This window comes from Dyadobacter sp. HNCC25DJ185, assembly GCF_056895195.1.
Window position 1 is genome coordinate 1 of sequence record NZ_JBXHAR010000002.1, and the last position, 19,666, is coordinate 19,666.

General features: G+C 45.1%; 12 protein-coding genes and 1 pseudogene. 7 read left to right on the forward strand and 6 right to left on the reverse strand.

All coding sequences use genetic code 11. The features are described from left to right. The 3 genes and pseudogenes from AC1XUF_RS05355 to AC1XUF_RS05365 all read right to left on the reverse strand — a co-directional run. Positions 1-1,701: pseudogene (locus AC1XUF_RS05355) on the reverse strand (T9SS type A sorting domain-containing protein); the annotation flags it as partial. A 96-nt stretch (positions 1,702-1,797) separates the two neighbouring features. Next, entirely contained in the window at positions 1,798-3,324 is a 1,527-nt protein-coding gene (locus tag AC1XUF_RS05360; protein WP_483340640.1) for a DUF1501 domain-containing protein, read from the reverse strand. Positions 3,325-3,333: 9 nt separating this feature from the next. Further along, positions 3,334-4,971 (reverse strand): DUF1800 domain-containing protein, encoded by a 1,638-nt coding sequence (locus tag AC1XUF_RS05365; protein WP_483340641.1) that lies wholly within the window; start codon positions 4,969-4,971, stop codon positions 3,334-3,336. A gap of 337 nt (positions 4,972-5,308) precedes the next feature. On the opposite strand from AC1XUF_RS05365, the gene rfbD reads away from it, so the two are divergent. Next, complete coding sequence (rfbD, locus tag AC1XUF_RS05370) at positions 5,309-6,166, forward strand: dTDP-4-dehydrorhamnose reductase (protein ID WP_483340642.1); 858 nt, start codon at positions 5,309-5,311, stop codon at positions 6,164-6,166. Positions 6,167-6,170: 4 nt separating this feature from the next. Here rfbD and AC1XUF_RS05375 read toward each other — a convergent pair whose 3' ends face one another. From AC1XUF_RS05375 to AC1XUF_RS05385, 3 genes are all read right to left on the reverse strand, one after another. After that, positions 6,171-7,667, reverse strand: a complete 1,497-nt coding sequence (locus tag AC1XUF_RS05375; protein WP_483340643.1) for a capsule assembly Wzi family protein — start codon at positions 7,665-7,667, stop codon at positions 6,171-6,173. Between the two features lie 78 nt (positions 7,668-7,745). Continuing rightward, the gene (locus tag AC1XUF_RS05380; RefSeq protein WP_483340644.1) at positions 7,746-10,586 is read right to left on the reverse strand and encodes a family 78 glycoside hydrolase catalytic domain; all 2,841 of its coding nucleotides are present in this window, start codon (positions 10,584-10,586) and stop codon (positions 7,746-7,748) included. An 18-nt stretch (positions 10,587-10,604) separates the two neighbouring features. Beyond that, positions 10,605-12,362, reverse strand: a complete 1,758-nt coding sequence (locus tag AC1XUF_RS05385) for an alpha-L-rhamnosidase-related protein (RefSeq protein WP_483340645.1) — start codon at positions 12,360-12,362, stop codon at positions 10,605-10,607. Positions 12,363-12,953: 591 nt separating this feature from the next. Here AC1XUF_RS05385 and rfbC point away from each other — a divergent pair. From rfbC to AC1XUF_RS05415, 6 genes are all read left to right on the forward strand, one after another. Further along, positions 12,954-13,502 (forward strand): dTDP-4-dehydrorhamnose 3,5-epimerase, encoded by a 549-nt coding sequence (rfbC, locus tag AC1XUF_RS05390; protein ID WP_483340646.1) that lies wholly within the window; start codon positions 12,954-12,956, stop codon positions 13,500-13,502. Positions 13,503-13,522: 20 nt separating this feature from the next. Beyond that, positions 13,523-14,578: a dTDP-glucose 4,6-dehydratase gene (rfbB, locus tag AC1XUF_RS05395; protein WP_483340647.1), complete on the forward strand. Its 1,056-nt coding sequence runs from the start codon at positions 13,523-13,525 to the stop codon at positions 14,576-14,578. Positions 14,579-14,606: 28 nt separating this feature from the next. Further along, the gene (rfbA, locus tag AC1XUF_RS05400; RefSeq protein ID WP_483341279.1) at positions 14,607-15,464 is read left to right on the forward strand and encodes a glucose-1-phosphate thymidylyltransferase RfbA; all 858 of its coding nucleotides are present in this window, start codon (positions 14,607-14,609) and stop codon (positions 15,462-15,464) included. 596 nt (positions 15,465-16,060) lie between these two features. Then, positions 16,061-16,249 (forward strand): hypothetical protein, encoded by a 189-nt coding sequence (locus tag AC1XUF_RS05405; RefSeq protein ID WP_483340648.1) that lies wholly within the window; start codon positions 16,061-16,063, stop codon positions 16,247-16,249. Next, entirely contained in the window at positions 16,246-17,949 is a 1,704-nt protein-coding gene (locus tag AC1XUF_RS05410) for a sodium:solute symporter family protein (protein WP_483340649.1), read from the forward strand. The genes AC1XUF_RS05405 and AC1XUF_RS05410 overlap by 4 nt, the downstream gene beginning before the upstream one ends. A 352-nt stretch (positions 17,950-18,301) precedes the next feature. Continuing rightward, entirely contained in the window at positions 18,302-19,666 is a 1,365-nt protein-coding gene (locus AC1XUF_RS05415) for a TolC family protein (protein ID WP_483340650.1), read from the forward strand.

Here is a 19,666-nt window from a genome sequence, read left to right on the forward strand (position 1 = left end):
ATTGGCTACAATGTTGGCCTTCACCGTCGTGCCTTCCAATAGTTCCAGCGACAGCTCTTTGTCAGGGTAATTCTTGTCCCAGGCCCACCCTTGAACCACGCTGCAGTCAACACTTTCAAAGGTCCCAGCATAGTCAGGGAGTTTAGCACAAGTTATTGTACGGGGAGAGCCTACTAAAAACACATTTGTTCCCTTAATCCTCACACTCAACTGGTGGGGTTGCTCGTCCTTTAAGGCAGCAGGCAGGGATATGCTGAATCCATACCTGCCGGTGTTCGTGCTCGTTTTTATTTCAGCACGATAGATGCTGGCCCTCCCGGTAGTAAGAACCGTATTACCTTCCAGCACTTCTACAAAAAGCGTATCATTCGTATTATTTTTGTCCCAGGCATACCCCTTAATGCTATTACAATCTACGTACTCAAAACTACCTGTGTATAGAGGTGTAATACAAGTGATTGTTTTGGATGTGCCAGGTAATCTATACGAACTTCCCTTAATCCTCATAAAGACCTGATGTGGGTTTCCGTCTTTTAAATTTGCAGGGATATCAATACTAAAACCATATCTGCCGCTGCCAATTCCGCTATTTTTCAAATCCGCCCTATACTTATTTGCGGTTGCACTCGCTAATACGGTAGCTCCCTCAACTAACTCAACCACCAATGCAGTATTTGGAGTGTCCTGATTCCAGGCCCAACCTTCGGCAACGTAGCAATCTGCTCTCTCGAAACTTCCGTTGTAACCACAAGTAATACTTAAAGGTGAGCCTGCGAGGTTATAAGTACTACCCCTTACCCTGACACTTAGCTGATGAGCTTGACCATCCTTTAGATTTGAAGGAAGTGAGATTTTAAATCCATACTTGCCTGTTCCTTTACCGCTATTGAGTAGATCCTCCCTGTAAATATTTGCCGTAAATGTTGCCTGTACCTCACTACCCTCCAAAAGCTCGAGTGTCAACGCCGAATTTGGATAATTCTTATCCCACGCCCACCCTTGAACATAGTCGCAGTCAGCGGCTTCCAATTGTCCTATGTAATCGACCGGCAGAGCGTTGGAGTTTGCTACCCCAAGTGTGTAAATACTATATGAATTTGGCACGATTGCCTGACTGGTCGTTATCGAGCCTTCGGTAATAGAACTGGCAACCCCCTGATGAACCTCATTGACGATTGAAGTGATCTTCTCCCATTTCCCCGTAGAAGTATTCCAGCCGACGATACTTAACTTGGTCAAAGAATTTCCAGTCAGCCCAGCAATGTCGCTTGCAGCATTCCATGTTAAAGTAATCCTTGTAGCTATCGATCCGTCAATATCCCAATATTCCTTACCTGTTACCTTACTTACCGCGCTTTCACGGGCGTTAATCGAGAAAGGTCCGCCAGCGGGTACTGTAGCCAACCCCGGGGCCGCTTTGAAATATGCTCCGATTGTACCGTCTGCTTCAGCCTCAAAGGGCCTGTAAACTCCGAGATTACCAACTGGAAATGTAAATAAACCGGCTCCCGTCTTTTTCACATAGCCATCCACATGCTTAGTATCGCTAACTCCTGTAATTTTCGAGGTTTCCGAAAAGCTCACGATCCCCCTTGGAGCTGCCCTCTCTGTTTGAATTATCCCCTTTTGCTGACCGCTACAAAGAACGGAAGCCACGAACACTAGATAAACTGAAAGGAAGAATCTGTATTTGTTTTTCATATTTGATAGGCTCTATTCATCAGAGGTCTCATTGAAATTTGGACGTGGATTTTGACATTGAAAATGTCTTTTCTGAGGATCTCCGCACAAGGCTGGTCAGCTTGTCGTGATCGAGTAGTCTCCTAGAAACTTGATCTCTCCACCAGCTTCCACTTTCACTTTTTTTGCAATGACGTTTTGCCCTACTTCTACAACATGGCCGGAATTTATTTTGAGCGAAGTTGTCGAGGACGGAACACGTCCGTTAGACCAGATTTCAGGATTGGGCCACGCGCCCGAAGATATTGTCTCCACCACGTCAGAAAACAGGGATGTGGTTTTGAAACCCTTATAAAGCAACTGGCTAGTTTTTGACGAATCAGTGCCAAACCAGTCGTTTAGTACATCTGAATAAACTCTTCGGAAATCAATCTGCATCTTAATGTCCAGGCTGGTCGTAGGACTGTTCGGAATAGTTGAAATCAAACCGTTGACTAAGTCTGGATTGGTTCCAATGACTTGTCTCTTTATTCCTGTCCCAAATACAAACATTGGGGCTCCAATACCGTGATCCGTGCCTTTCGAGGCATTAGAGTTAGCTCTCCTACCAAAGTCTGAAAACGTCATCCCGATGACCTTGTCCTCTGTTCCCTGTAATTTCAAATCACTCTGAAATGCTGAGATGGCATCTGACAATTTCTTCAGAAGAGCCGCATGGACTCCCTCAGTGTTAACAGTTTCTACCTGGCCAGCATGTGTATCAAAACCACCCAACTCTACGTAATAGATTTTTGATTTCAGCCCACCGTGAATTAGTCGAGCAACTATCTTTAGTTGTTCAGCCAGCTCATTATTCTGTGATGAGTCCGGATAAGTTGCCAGATTAACGCCTGACTCGGCAGCAGATTTGATTTCCGAGGCATAACTAACCGTTAAAACCTGTTGCTGCCTGATATATGCAATCAGGTCCCCTGCATCACAACAAGCATTATTATCTTCGATGGAAGTATTTGGTTCTCCTATCAACTGATAAAACGTGCTTGGATCCTGCAAGGTTATCCCCATGGATTGCTTGCTGCCTAGCAAACTAGTGGTACTAATCTGACCAATTTGCACTGCAAGCGGATCTTCCATTTCCAGATTAGGGTAGTCTTGGGGATAACCTGGGAATCGGTCATCCAGGTAACGCCCCGCCCATCCAGAAGAAGCGTATTTTGAAGAATCAACACCGGTCATCCAAATATCGGTCGAGCGAAAATGGGACAGGTCCGGATTTGGGTAAGAAACCGAATGAACAATCGCCAGCTTACCTTCATTATACATATTCCGAAGGCCGGTCATGGACGGATGCAAACCGGTTTCAAGATTACCTGCCAGTTTGAGAACTTTGTTCTCAGGAATGGCAATGTTGGTCCGTATCTGATTGTATCTTGAGTAGTACTCTAACGGAATGACGGTATTTAGGCCATCATTACCGCCACCCAGGTAAACGATTACCAATATACGATCACTGTTCAAGGCGGCCGTTTTTTTCAGCGATTGTACTAAGGCTGAGTTTTTAGCTAAGGTTTTTACCCCAAAACCATTTAACATTACCGGAGCCATGATAGATGACGCAGCGGCAAAAAATTCTCTCCTTTTCATCACGACGGGTTAAAACAATTGATATTCAGCCATTCTCAACATATGGCTTAACAGTGCCCTGCATCTCCACCAAATCACTTTTTGTTTAGCCAAATCTGTGGGCGCTGCTCGATACGAATTCCATTCTTTTTGCCATGTAGTTCTCGGACTACTGTTCATCATCATGATTTTGTCAATCAGAAAGTCCTTTTGTGATTGAGATATCTGTGTCGCAAATAGATTGCGCAAGAATTCATCCAAAACCATCTCACAAGTGATTGCCGGTGTATTTGCCACGTCCGAAAAGTTAGGTTGAATAGCAGCCAGCCTATTGAGGATCTCAATACCCAGCATATAACCTGGCTTAATTTCTAAGTAGGGATAAACAAGTGAGTCCATCCTCTTTCCACGGAGGCCCAGAGTGGTACCATTTACCCAGTTTTTGGAAAATCCAGTCTGATAATATGGTAGTGATCCGAACACAGACGGTTGATTGAGAAAACTTAGCTGCATGTTTCTCATACAGAAACTAAGGAAATTCATCATATTAAAGAACGCAACGCTTTCAGTAGTAGGATCAGGGACAGGTTGATCAAAAAATCGGATGGCTCCTATCATTAGCTCAGAAGGTGACTTGACAATTGCACCGATATTTCTTACATCGAAAAATATCTCGCTTGTCAGAAGCTTTTTAAGGACCGGAGCTATGGCAAAGTTGTTTGATGAACTAGCAAACATATTAGCGAGGGGAATGATCACCTGGTCCTCAATTTCCTGAGTTACATTGGGATTAACGTACCAACGGTAAAGTTTACGACAAATGAACTTGGGGGACTCCGGATGAGCCAAGAGCATATTGATCAGGTCGACCAATTCAGCATCGCCTGCGCCATCGCCACTTCGCCCGGCAATTACCTTATTGCCATAATATGATGAAAACGCCTTATCGGTTGTATCATGCTTATCAGCACTGAAGGTTGTGCCTATGGATGTTGAACCTTCCACTTTATAATTAGTTACTTTCCACCCGGTAAGAACGCGCGCCGCAGCCTTTACATCCTGTTCGGAGTAGTTGTGTTCACCTGCAAAATTCTTTTGCCCTACGGTAAAAAGCTCCTGTAATTCTCTGCCATAATTTTCATTAGGCTGCTCTTTGGTGTTCTTATAACCGTCCTGGTAAACTAGCATTGCCGGATCTTTTGTCATCCCGATTGCCATATCCCTAAAATTTCCCAAAGCATTGGTTCGCAGAAATCGGAGATATCTGTCGGTGTAGCGGTAATCCTGAACAGTAACGTGAGCTGTTACGAAGTGATTCTGCCAAAACGCAGTGAGTTTTTCCAATACTGAAGGACGCCCGTTTTGCTCAGACATCAATCCGATCCACCAAAAGGTGATATAGTAATTGTAATCTGGAAACCGACTGTCGACGTATGGTTTGGTCAAAAATGGTTGCCCAACATCCGGACGTGTACCATCCAGCTCCACCGGAGGTGGCGGTGTCGCGCGGTAAGAAGCATTGCCAATCAGTATGTCGACAGCCTGAACGGCTGTTTTTCCGACGAAATCATTGATCTCCTGCTGCGTTGGGCCAAAGGTTGCCCTTCTTAGTAAATGTGCTGCTTTTTCAGAAGTTAAATTAGTTGTGTACGTGTCTAGAAATCCCATTGGGGGTTAGTATGTTGACATTTGCGAATAACTTATTGAAAACCACAAACAAAACTACTACAAACTCAATTAATCTACAAATTAATTCTACAATAAATATCAAATTGATAATGTCATTATATCGCGGATCCATATTACAAAAATCGTACAACCTGATAAAACTATTTCGTTAAAATTATTTCCAAAAATGTAGTATGGCTGATTCTATTCAATTTGAGCGTCCAAACCTCAAATTAACTGACCTGAGAGTGTCTGAATTGTGGATAACTTTGACCAAGTTTAGCGAACTGTTGCTAGGCTTTATTTTCTATATTTGCCGTACTTACTCAAAAAACTCATGAAAATCCTCGTACTCGGCGCCTCGGGCCAGCTAGGCAGTTGTCTTAAAAAGGTCTCGTCAGAAAGAAACACTAACAACATTTCATTCCCCTCAGAGGAATCTGGAAATATCCTGGACAAGGAATTGTTGGATAGGCTTTTCTCGGAAGAAAAACCATCATATGTCATCAATTGCGCAGCCTATACGGCAGTCGACAAGGCGGAAGATGATCAGGAAACGTGCAGGAAAGTGAATCGTGACGGCGCGGCGAATATCGCGGAGATCTGCACAAAGCACCAGACAACGCTTATCCATATCAGCACGGATTTTGTTTTTAGAGGGAATGTGACGGGTTTACTTAGCGAAACTGACCCCACCGAGCCGGAGAACGTTTATGGATTGACCAAGCTGGAAGGCGAGGCAGCCATCACGGCGTTGCTGCCTGCACATTTCACGATAAGGACCAGTTGGCTTTATTCGGAATATGGCAACAATTTTGTAAAAACAATGTTGCGCCTCGGCAAAGAGCGTGATCAACTCGGCGTGATCGTCGATCAGGTGGGTTCTCCTACCTACGCCATTGATCTCGCCGGTGCCATCCTCGATATCATTGAATCAGGCAGCGAGGCTTATGGCATCTATCATTATAGTAATGAAGGCGTTACGTCCTGGTTTGACTTTGCTAAAGCGGTTTTTGATCTCAGTGAAACGCAGGTTGTTCTTAACCCTGTAAAAACCTCGGAGTATGTAACGAAGGCGGTCAGACCAGCGTATTCGGTGATGGACAAAAGTAAAATCAAGAATACTTTCGGCATACGCATTCCCTATTGGAGAGACAGCCTCAGCATTTGTATAGATCGACTGAAAGCGGAATAATCGCTTACAAAGAGATATTTTTCCGGATCGCCAGCATACCCCCAAAGGCGTTATCGAACAATTTACCCTGATCCAGCGAGATAGCGCCTTTGATAACCGCACCGCCAAGCCAGGTAACCGGCTTTTCCAGGGCAATTATTCCCGAAAACTGATAAATCTTGTCGGGAAGCGGCACGTCGTATGTGCCCTGATTGCTCGAATAAGACAATTTCGTCATCCAAACCGCATCATTCAACCGGCCTTTCATGCCGATGTGGGTCACCCAAACCCGGTTGTTGTTGGTAAAAAAGTCGGCGTACCTGGGCCAGTTGTTTTCATTCTGAGGTGTGATGAACGGGGTGCCAATGCCGCGGCCAAAATAAGACCAGCCGTCACGTACCTGGCCGTTATTGAAATAGTCGTCCTTTCCCCGGATTCCATTGCCATCCGCAGTAGTACTTCCTCCTTGACTTTTTGTGTAAAGTAATTCTAATGTCAATCTGTCTATAGTAAAGGGACTTCCATTTGTATTCTTCATGGTGAATGCAATTCCATTCAGGCCATCCTTGACATTGTTAAGGTAAAATAGTGAACCGTCTTCCACCACACTCTGACGATACATGAAGATGTTTACCGTTTGAAGATCCAGCTCGATGCCCGCGTCGATACTTGCCACGTGATTACCAATTCTGTTATTCGCATCGAAATTTGACAGATTTGCCTTGTCCGAGGGTTTCAGGCCTGATACCACGAGCCAGTAGTTTTTCAGACCCTTCGGCATCTGGCCATTCTCCGTAAAATACGGGCTTTTTCCGCCCCACTGCACCGCATGGTTAAAACCCCCGTGCAATTTCAATATACCATTGGGTTTTCCCAATCGAATATATAATGCTTTGTTGTGTAATTTCAGTTCGCTTGTGACCGATCTGTGGTTGTCGAACCAGCCATCGGAATAAAAGCCTTTGAAATAGAAGAAATTCCTGATCAATGGGACGTACTTTTCAAAACCCAGCTGTATCCTGGGTATAGGAAGTGCATTCCCCGACCACATGTAGGCGCCGGTGCCCAACTCATAATCATTGAAACCCACATATTGTTTACGGCGCCCGACCGTTAGCTGAAAACTTTTGAATGCAATCGCCGCATATCCCTGCGGAATGAGGAATTTGCTGTTTTCGCTGACGTTCCCAACCAGCTCCAGACCATAACCTACAGACCAGTTAGACTTTGTCAGCGTGTCTCTCGACAACGCTTTTCTACCTTCGATACCAGCCCGAAGGCTCAATATCTGCCCGGATGTCGGGACGATCCCCCATTGATTGGCGTGCAGCCAGAAAGGTGTTCTTGACCCGGTCGACCCGTAACCGGCCAGTTCAACCCATGCCTTGTTCTCCGTTTTTGCATTTGTTGAGTCCTCCTGATGGGACTTTGCGAATGCAGGTGAAATACTTATCCCAAGACAAATTAAAACGCAGTGCAGATAAGCAGACAAGGGGAAGAAGTGGTTTTTGCTAGAGGTCATCAATAAGAAAGCAGTTGGCGTTGAGGAAAACTTTGAACGGCAAAAGTTAAGAAATAAATCGCTAACGTCACTAACCATCTATTGTCCCACCTTAAAATCGTAGAACCCTGACCCAGCTTTTACAATGATATAACCTGCCTCGTCGCCGGACATCTGTACCTGGTCTGAACCGGAAAGGCTTTTGTTGTTGACCAGCACCTTTGCCGCATCACTTGCTGGCACATATATATTTGCCACGGTGTTGACCGGGACTGTTACTTTTATGTTGAGTTTGCCGCCAGATTTACTCCACTCCGAAACAATCCGTCCATTCATTGTGCGTAAAGAGGCTTTTAACTGACTAATCCCTTCTTTTCCCATCCCGTCGGGCGCGATTTCGGGGCGGATGGTGAATTCTGCAAAGCCAGGCCTGACCGCTTTGAGGCCCGCAGCATTCCCGAACATCCATTCACAAACTGCCCCGAATGCGTAATGGCTGAACGAATTCATGGCGGCATTGTATTTAAACCCGTCTTCTTTGGTGTAGCTGTCCCAGCGTTCCCATATCGTAGTCGAACCATTTGCGACCTCGAAACCCCAGGATGGAAATTCTTTGCTTAGGAACAATTTGTAAGCCAGGTCCGATTGTCCGGTAGCTGACAACGCAGGAAGAATTGGTTTCGCTCCTAAAAATCCCGTCCCGAGTTTGTCCCCATTCTCCCTGAGAAGCGTTCGCAAAAACCGGCCTGCCTTTTCCCTGTCCGCGGGCTTGATGATGTTCATATATATGGCATTGGCGTAAACAGTTTGCGTGTGACCCGTGAAACCGAGTTTTCCATCCACGTATCCGTCGCCATTCCCATATGGCTGGGTATCACATTTGAACCTGCCTTCTGAATCGGTATAATGCTCCAATACGGCTTTCCTCACAGATGCAGCCGTTTCGGTAAATCTTTTCTTATCTTTTTCATTCCCTATTGCTCCGGCCATTTCCGTCATCAGATCGGCGCAGTAAGCATAATATAGTGATGCGAGCAAGTCCGGAGGTGTTTTTTTGCCAAAAGAAAGCCAGTCTCCGAAACCGCCTTTGGGTTCGAGGTCACTGAACGCATTTTCCTTGAAAACATATTCCCCTTTGCTTCGTTTTTCCAAAAAATCCATAAAACGGACCATGTGCACCCAGCCCTGGCTGATCATGCGCGTGTCGGCATACGCGCGGTAGATCTGGTAAGGACAAATGATCCCCGCTTCCATCCAGCCCGGTGAAAAGGTATCGCTGATACGGATATTGGGTCTCGGTGCATACAAAGGATAAGCGCCGTTTTCCCATTGGCCGTCATTCAGGTCTACTACCCATTTTGTAAAAAATGAAGCAACATCACGATTAAAGGTGGCCGATTTGGCATATACCTGCGCGTCCCCAGTCCAGGCAATACGTTCGTCCCTTTGCGGGCAGTCCGTCGGGATATCCAGGTAATTGGCGCGCTGTGTCCAGTCTATATTGCTATAAAGCTGGTTGACCATCGCATTGTCTGTTTCAAAGGATCCGGTTTTAGGTGTATCTGAGCCTATTACCAACCCAGTCAGCATTTCCGGAGAGGGCTTGTCGCGTAATCCTTTTATTTCAACATATTGGAATCCATGAAAAGTAAATTTTGGCTCCCAGGTTTCACCTTCAGCTGCTCCTTTCAATATGTAGGTATCTGTAGCCCTGGCCAATCTCAGGTTTTCGGTCATGAGCCGTCCGTCCGGATGCAGCTTTTCGCCATAGCGGATACGGATTGTATCTCCTGCCCTGCCCTTTACCCTTAACTGTACAACTCCTGCGAAGTTCTGGGCCAAATCAAAAATATATAACCCATCCGGTCTTGGTGTTACCGTTTTTACGGCCAATGTTTGGGTTACCCTTACCGGCGGGCCTGGATATACCTGTATTTTGCGTTCTGGTTTATCGGCAAATACCTCCGCATTCTTCCAGTTCTTGTCGTTAAAACCAACGTTATCCCAGCCCGGATTCTCTAATCTCGCATCGTAAGTCTCCCCGTTCAACAGATCCGACTCCAGCAGTGCGCCTTTCTCCGCTTTCCAGCTCTGATCGGTACTGAAAGTTTCTTTCGTACCATCCGCATATTGTACTTCCAGCTGCGCTTTGAGCAGAGGTACTTTTCCATAAAAAGCCCTTACAACCGGGTTTTTGGCCAGCAAACCATACCCCAGGTAACCTGCATACCAGCCATAAGACAATTGTGACGCCAACGCATTTACACCCTCTTTCAGGTTTCCGGTAACGTCATAGGTTTGGTAATAAACGCGCTTATCGTAATCCGTCCAGCCTGGCGTAAGGCATGCATCGCCCGCCTTTTGCCCATTCACTTTGAATTCGTAAAGTCCAAGGGCTGTGACATACAACCTCGCTTTTTTGATTCCCTTTTTTATAAAGACCTCTTTTCTCAAATAAGGCGCAGGCGGCAGATGGTATATTTTGCCTCTTCCCAGATGATCCAGGTCCAATCCGATCCACTGCCCTTTCCATTCCGATTTAGCAAGCAATGCCATTTCCCAGCTTGCCACCTCGCTCCACGCACCGGCAACACCATTCTTGTCCCAGCTTCTGACTTTCCAATAACATATGTCTCTTGATTGGAGGGGCTTTCCTTTGTAGACGATCTGGTAAGTGTCGCGCACGTTCACTTTGCCAGAGTTCCAGAGGTTGGCGTCACGCTCAGTTAGTCCGTCTCGAGTATCGGCTACCAGTATTTGATAGGCCGTTTGAACCTGATTGTTTTCGTCGGATGCCAGTTCCCAGCTTAGCCTTGGGTTGGTTACGTCGGTAACCGGATTCACTTTGTATTCACAGCGGAGATAACCTGGGTTCAGTCCTTTGCCGTTTGATGTCAAAACCTGGCAAAGAAAAACAAGCAGCAATAAATTGAACTTCATACAAAGGGAGGGTGAGGATTAGCGTAATACTTTCATTCCTTTTGGCGCATCGATGGTAGATTTGACGCTGCCATCAGCCTGTTTTTCATGCCTTACCTTTACGACTCCAAGTGGCGTCGGATAAGTGCCTTCAGCCCAGGTAAGGTCTCCCAGATTTGGTTGAACGCGGATGGTTTTGCAGCCAGGCTCCACGACGCTGATCCCGAGAACATGCTCCGAAAGCCAGGAAGTAGGCCCTGATGCCCAGCCATGACAGAGGCTGTGGCGGAGGTTCTTATAGCAATACGCGCCAAAATCACCATGGATATCGTCCTTTCCATCCGGGACAATCTCATCGATCGGTGCTGCATTTTTTGTCCAGGCCAGATCAAAATCTTCCCAGAACGTGGTAGCGCCCATATCCAGCATGCCTCCCCAGTAATTGCGGATGCAGTTCAATGCGCCGGTGTAATCCTTGGCTTTCGCTTTGGCCTGTAGCATATAATATCCGTAAAAAGTCGAGAAGTTTTCGCAATCCCCTTTGGCAATCACCTCGGTATTGGCTTTTTCCGCGGGTATCAGGCCAGATAGTGCTAAAAGAGCTGCCGCCTGCTTGGAACCATTTACTTCGGGCACATATAATTTCAGTTGAGCGGCGGTTGCCTTACACTTGGCCGCCTGGGCTGGTTCATCCAGAATGGTGCAGAGCTCGGCACCCGCTTCGAGTGTCATGACCATCATGGCATGGAGTCCGGCATGGATTCCTTTGGGGTTCTCACTGGACGGCCAATCCAGAAACCTGGTACCGTCCAGGTTTTCCTTATTATCTTTTGTTTTTTGAATTAACAGGTCCAATAACCCAACGAGGTATTTCTGCTGTTTTCTCAAATATTCCAGGTCTCCCTGGTTTTTATATAAATCCCTATGTATCAAAACCCACCACATGGAATATGCGCTGATCCCGTTCATCCAGCCAGGTAATGGCGTGATGTCACGGGCCTGATCGAGGCTTTTGGCCACCACTTCATTTTTTCCAAAAACCGTATTGATGGTCATGACCTCAGGGTGCATGTCCCCTACCCAAACAAGCCTGTCACGCTTGATACCATCCCACAAGTACTCCTGCATGTTCAAATGCACCGTATAGGCACCGGTGTTCCAGATCTGGTTCAGCCTTTCATCATTGCTTTTAAACGAGCCTACATAAGGGATATCCCTATACTCGAAAATGGCGCGTACTTCTTTCAATTGCAGCTCCCTGTTCGGATCGACAAGGTCGATCCTTGCAAAACGAAAACCCGAATTGCCGACCTGCATCACGCCAAGCCACGGGACTTCAATTACAAAATCCCGCATAGCATGGTCATTGGTCGCACCCTGGATGGTGTCTATGTCTGACATGGCTTCACTTACAGATTCCCCGAAGCGAATCCTGACGTGTATAGGCTTCTGATTGGAGGGCTGATCAGTCACCAGTTGTATCCCACCCTGAATCTCCTTACCGAAATCAAACACAATCCCCGGTTTCTCCTGGTCATTACTGATCAGTTTACAGAAATTTTTGTGCACCAGATCTGCCTGTCCGGTACCCCTTTTGAGCAGATTTTGGGCATCTATCACGCTGGTCGACGTCCGGTCTGAAGTCCATACGATCCGCCTGGGCGTAAGATATTGCCTAACCCGGGAGTCTTTTTGGCTTTCATAGCTCTTATCGAAAATCGGTGGTAGTTGCTGTGGGTAAGCATATTGGCTGAAAAAGCCCAAGAGACAGCAAAGGATTGTAAAATACTTTTTCACAAGGGGCGGTTTAAATTCATAGTAATATTCCCGGAAAATAAATAATTATTAACCAGCCAACTAGCCTGTTGTATCCTGTTAACCCATGAAGCGTTTTCTTGGGAGACCTATGTTATCCAAAAATTCAATGAACCTGACCTATCTAACTCATAAGGTCCAATGGGGTCCGAATCCTGTAATTTCAAAAAGCCAACCTCCCATAAATAGCTTGGCCAGACTCCAGCATTCCAGAACAATTTGCAATAAAAATATAATATATCTAATTTATATCGGTCAGCCAGCCTAACTTAAGTGCAAAGTTTGACAAATATTAACCCGATACTTTTGCTTTCACAAATCCATACAGTAACTTGTTTTTTTTGAAAGGTACACGAGAAGGCACTTTTTTAATAAAAGCTAATTGGTAATATATGATGCACCAACCAGTATATGCGGTAACCTTTAGCTAATGGCTTTTTTGCACTATTTTTATTCGCCATATTTGTGCCACAGACATATTCAGAGTTCTTAAAAGAGGGATAGCCTATTTTGGCCACAGGAATGATCAATTAGCGATAGAATATATTTTGTTAACTACTTACTCAACGCCCAATGGAATTTTTCACTACATCACTGCAAGATGTACTCCTTATCAAACCTAAAATCTACTACGACGACAGGGGACACTTTTTTGAGTCCTTTAATGCAGAATCCTGGCTTGCCTACGGTTTAACAAGTAAATTCGTTCAGGACAATCAGTCCTTTTCCAAAAAAGGGGTTGTAAGGGGGCTTCATTTTCAAACAGCCCCGTTCGGGCAAGGAAAGCTCGTACGGGTAATTTCAGGTCGTGTTTTAGATGTAGCCTTAGATTTACGGCCCGACTCCCCCACGTTCGGAAAATACGAGCTATTCGATTTGGACAGCCAAACTGGTAATATGGTCTACATCCCAGAAGGATTCGCACATGGTTTTGCAGCATTGGAAGACGTCGTATTTCATTACAAGTGTACAAACCCTTACAACAAATCTGCCGAAGGGGGCTTATGCTGGAACGATCCAAGTTTACGCATACCATGGGGAATTGAGGACCCGATTGTTTCTGAAAAAGATCAAATTCTACCCACTTTTACGGATTTGTTTAAACTCGACCGTTTAATTTAAAATTTTGCAGTCTTATACTTATGAAAACCATACTTATTACTGGTGGAGCTGGTTTTATTGGCTCTCATGTCGTCCGTCGTTTTGTAACAAGCTACCCTGAGTACAAAATATATAATTTAGACTTGCTGACTTACGCTGGAAACCTAGAGAATCTTCTCGACATAGAAACCTCCGATAATTACGAATTTGTCAAAGGCGATATCACGGATGCTCATTTCTTAGATAATCTTTTTGCGAATATATATTTTGACGGTGTCATCCATCTAGCTGCAGAGTCACATGTGGATCGTTCCATTACAGATCCGATGTCCTTTGTTATGACAAACGTGGTTGGGACGGTTAATCTACTCAATTCGGCCAAGAAAGCATGGAAGGACAATATCCATGATCATCTTTTTTACCACGTTTCTACCGACGAGGTTTATGGTGAATTGCACGATCCCACCGAATTTTTCTTGGAATCAACAAAATATGATCCCCGCTCCCCATACAGTGCTTCAAAAGCTGCATCCGATCATTTCGTCAGGGCATATCACAATACTTATCAATTGCCAATTCTGATTTCGAACTGCTCCAATAATTATGGCCCTAATCATTTTCCCGAGAAACTAATTCCGTTAATGATACACAATATCATTAACCAAAAGCCGCTTCCCGTTTATGGTAAAGGTGAAAATGTGCGCGACTGGCTATATGTGGAAGATCATGCTAGGGCTATCGACGTCATATACCACTCTGGAAGAATCGGCGAGACTTATAACATTGGTGGCCATAATGAGTGGAAAAACATCGACCTGGTTTTTTTGTTATGCAAAATTATGGATGAAAAATTGGGACGGTCGCCAGGGAGCTCAGAGCTGCTGATCACCTATGTGAACGACCGTGCCGGTCATGATTTAAGGTATGCCATAGACGCAACTAAACTGAAAGAGCAACTGGGGTGGGCTCCTTCCTTGCAGTTTGAAGAAGGTCTTCGGCGCACAGTCGACTGGTATCTTGAAAATAGCAAATGGCTCAGCAATGTGACGTCGGGACATTATCAGAAATTTTACGAATCAATGTATGCTCTCAAATAATCCAGGTAAATGTAACAATGAAAATAAGATGAAGGGAATTATTCTAGCAGGAGGATCAGGAACAAGGTTGCATCCATTGACCCTTGCTGTAAGCAAACAGCTTATGCCGGTGTATGATAAGCCGATGATTTATTATCCCCTCTCCATTCTAATGCTTGCTGGTATTAGGGAAGTCTTAATCATTTCAACACCACACGATTTACCTCATTTTGAGAAATTACTAGGTGATGGAAGCCATATCGGATGTCAATTTAGCTATGCTGTTCAGCCGAACCCTGACGGACTCGCCCAGGCATTTATTATTGGCGCTGACTTTATTGAAAATGACAAAGTTGCTTTAATACTGGGAGATAATATATTTTATGGTTCTGGTCTCTCAAAATTATTGCAGGCCAATAACGACCCCGACGGTGGGGTTATATTTGCCTACCAAGTCCAGGATCCCGAACGCTACGGAGTGGTTGAATTTGATCCGAGTTTTCAGGCTTTATCCATTGAAGAAAAGCCGGTTAAGCCAAAGTCCAATTATGCGGTTCCAGGCTTATATTTCTATGATAACAGTGTCGTTGAAATCGCAAGAAATGTTCAACCTTCACCACGTGGCGAAATAGAAATTACTGACATCAATAAAAAGTATCTGGAACTCGGAAAATTAAAGGTCGGCGTATTAGACAGAGGAACAGCCTGGCTCGATACGGGTACCTTCGAATCATTGATGCAGGCTGGCCAATTTGTGCAGGTTATTGAAGAAAGACAAGGATTAAAGATTGGTTGTATCGAAGAAGTAGCCTACAGGATGGGGTTTATCGATGGTCAACAGCTTAGAAAACTTGCCGAGCCGCTTGTAAAAAGTGGGTACGGAAAATATTTACTAAAGGTATTCTAAATTAACGCCAAGGGAAGAGCTGGGACAGCATAGAGTCCGTGAACTGTAAAAGCCGAGATACGAAATGACATTTTTGGCTAAAACAGCTCAATAGGCGTCTGACAAATCCACATTTTCTCTCGCACAATCCCTCCGTAATTGACCTGGAGGGGATTGCGAGAAAAAATGTTGGAGGCAAATCGTAAGATCATCTGATGTAGGCGAATGCAATATTGTCAGAGAAATCAAGTCTTAGCTAATTCACAAATTGTCATTTAGTATCGTGTTTAGAAAACTACGGACTGCTATCTCTTAGCGTATTGGCAGTTATTTTTCCACAATCAATAGACTTGCAAAAAGCTAACCAAGTCCTTTGAGTCAGTATTTGGTGAATTACTTTCGTCTTACGAAGAGACAAATGTAAATAAGGTCCGGTTTTCCTACCTGGCTACTTTCAACTCTAATACCGGAACGCAGTGGAGGTTTCACTTCCTCCCGATTCACATTAACACACCATGTGTTTTCCCCTCTTATGCTAAAAGAATGGAAAAACCGTTCTAATTTTGCTTGTGGTACTATACGCGAGCATCCAAACCACCGCTTAGCTCTCTTCGGCCATGAATTCCAATAAAAATAGCACGCAGGACAATAGCGGGCTCTCAGCTCACAGAGCCCCCCAGGGCGGAGATCCCAGGGACGGGCTTCCTCCGTTCGTTCACAGCTGGAAGCAGCTTTACATCGTAATGATTGGCACGCTCGTAGTGCTTATTGTCCTCTTCTATTTATTCATGACCCACTTTCAATGAACTATCTTGACTGGATTGTACTTGCCCTCACTTTAATATTTGTAGTTTCCTATGGCATTTATCGCAGCCGCGAAAAGCAAACCATGGATTCATTTCTGCTGGCGGGTAAATCAATGCCCTGGTACCACGTTACGCTTTCTTTGATGGCTACACAGGCCAGTGCAATTACCTTTTTATCGGCTCCCGGGCAGGCATATACAGATGGTATGCGATTTGTCCAGTTCTACTTCGGACTGCCCCTTGCCATGGTCGTCCTCTGTGTCACTTTTGTACCGAAATTCAGCCAGTTAAAAGTTTTCACAGCTTATGAATTTCTGGAAGGCCGCTTCGATCTACGCACACGGGCACTTACGTCTTTTCTTTTTCTCCTGCAGCGCGGCCTTTCTACGGGGCTTTCCATTTATGCGCCATCACTGATCCTGTCAGCTATACTGGGTTGGGATATTACCCTGACCAACATGATCTCTGGTGGCATCGTAATGCTGTATACCATTTCGGGTGGCTCCCAGGCTGTTTCACATACGCACTTGCAGCAAATGGCCATCATTACCATCAGCATGGTCGTTGCGGGTTTTATGGTAGTGAAATTTCTTCCGGACGGAGTTTCTTTTACAGATGCACTGCATGTCGCAGGTAAAATGGGAAAGGTTAACCTGATCGACTTCACTTTTGACCTGAACAACAGGTATAATGTGTGGTCGGGGTTGATTGGCGGTTTTTTCCTGCAGCTATCCTATTTCGGAACGGATCAATCCCAAGTGGGACGTTTTATGACCGGCAGTTCGCAGGGACAAAGTAAACTGGGGCTTGCCATGAACGGTCTTCTAAAAATCCCCATGCAGTTTCTGATCCTGCTGGTGGGCGTACTTGTTTTCGCGTTTTATCAGTTTACCGCTCCACCGCTATTTTTCAATAAAACAGTTGTGGACAAGATCAAGACTTCACCCTATGCGTCGGAATACAATGCACTCGAAAAAAAGCACGATCTGATCCAGGCGGAAAAACGGCCTCAGGTCATCGCGCTGACCGATGCATTAAAAAAGAATGACGAAAAGGCGATCCAGAAATCACGGCAGGTTTTGTCACAAATGGAGAAAAACGTGGGTGCTGTCAGAGCCAGCGCTCAAACCCTGCTTTCCAAAGCAAATGGTGGAGATACCAATGATGTCAATTATATCTTTTTACGGTTCGTGATAGACTATCTGCCTGTTGGGATGGTCGGTCTGCTGATAGCCGTCATTTTGCTTGCCTCGATGGGCTCCGTCGCGGCTGCCTATAACTCACTTGCTTCGTGCACTGTGATAGACATATACAAGCGTATGTTGCGAAAGGACAGTATCAGCCACGACTACGTCGCTGCTTCTCGCTGGGCGACTTTTTTCTGGGGGATCTTTTGCATTGTGGTTGCTCAATATGCCGCCCGTCTGGGCAGCATGATTGAGGCCGTCAATATCCTGGGCTCTCTATTTTACGGGGTTATCCTTGGTATTTTCCTGGTTGCCTTTTATTTCAGGAAAATCAACAGCAGAGCCGTTTTCTGGGGAAGTATTATTGGCGAGATATTTGTTGTATCCAGTTACATCCTCGACCTGACAGCCTTTCTTTGGCTGAACCTGATCGGTTGCGTACTCGTCATTGCGTTCGCCTGGCTGATCGAAAAAGTATGGCCGCAAAAAATGTCGTCGGCAGTATCCAACTAAAGCCTTTTCTAAATTCCGGCACAATTCCATTCAAAAATTTAACATTTCAAAGAGAATGCATCATTATTAGCATTTTTTAGGCGCTATGTTGAAACTATTCCTGCTTTTAAATCCTTAATAAGTACAATCGGGCGGCATGACGGTAACAGTCGGCCATATATTGTCACCGATTGTTACAAAAAAGCGTTCTAATCTCGTTATTCATGCTGTCGCTTTACTCACCCCGATTCCTGACCAAAATCTCCTTCGCGCCCGCAGATAGCTGATGGGGTTATCCTATTTCTGGTCAAATTTTATCCTGTTCAACAGACAGGCCAATTTCATTTCTCTATCCAAAAAAATTATCAACTGCATGAAGTATTGGTCAAAGCCACAAAAAATAATGCGTTTGGCACTTGGCTCGGCATTCCTATTATTGAATAGTATTTACCCCATTTTCGCACAGGTCATTCAGGAAAGTGCCCAGCAGACCCCGGTACTGGAACAGGCGACATTGCAGGATGTGGTTACTTACGCTATTAAAAATCAGCCGGTTATACAACAATCGCTGATTGACGAACGGATTACCGAAAACCAGATCAGGAGCAAACTGGCGGACTGGTATCCCCAGATTAATTTTAATTACAACCTCCAGCACAATTTCATCGTGCAAACGAGCATCATTGCTGGTAACCCGGTGAAGCTCGGGGTTAGAAATACTTCTGCGACTCAGTTTACCATATCGCAGCAAATATTCAACAGGGACGTTCTTTTAGCCAATCAAACCAAGAAGGATGTGATGCTGGCCGCGCGCCAGAATACGGCCAGCAATAAGACGGACCTGACCGTCAATGTTTCCAAGGCATTTTATGACGTGCTTGCCACAACCCAGCAAATCGACGTGGCAAACGAGGATATCGTAAGACTGGAAAGGAGCCTGAAAGATGCTAAAAATCAATATCAGTCGGGTATCGCAGATAAGATCGATTACAAGCGCGCCACAATTTCGCTGAACAACACCAGGGCCAACAAGAAGGCGAATGAGGAATTACTAAAGGCTAAAACAGAATATCTGAAAAACCTGATGGGTTATCCGATTGATAAGGCACTGACGATCAGCTATGATACTTTACAGATGGAACGGGAAATTGTGCTGGATACTTTACAAAATGTGGACCTGACCAGTCGCATTGAATATCAGATCCTCAGTACCCAGAAAAAACTGCTGGAAGCGAACCTCCAGTATAATAAGTGGAGCTACCTCCCAAATCTGTCCTTCAATGGTGCATACAATCTTAATTTCCAGAACAATCAGTTTACAGACTTATATACCAAAAACTATCCAAACTCTTTCGGCCTGCTGACCCTCTCTTTGCCGCTTTACCAGGGTGGTAAGCGAAAGGCCAATACACGTCAGGCAGAATGGCAGATCAAAAGGCTGGATTGGGATATGAAAGGTTTGCAAAACAATATCAATTCCGAATATGCGACGGCCTTGGCCAACTACAAAGGCAACCTGACCAACCTGCTTGCACAAAAAGAGAATGTGGACCTGGCAAAGGAAGTATACGATGTGATCCAGCTGCAATACAAATCAGGCATCAAAACGTACCTGGAAGTGGTAACCTCGGAAACTGACCTGCGGCTTGCGAGAATCAACTACTACGACGCATTATATCAGGTGCTGGCCAGCAAAATCGATGTACAAAAAGCACTGGGCCAACTCAACTACCAATAA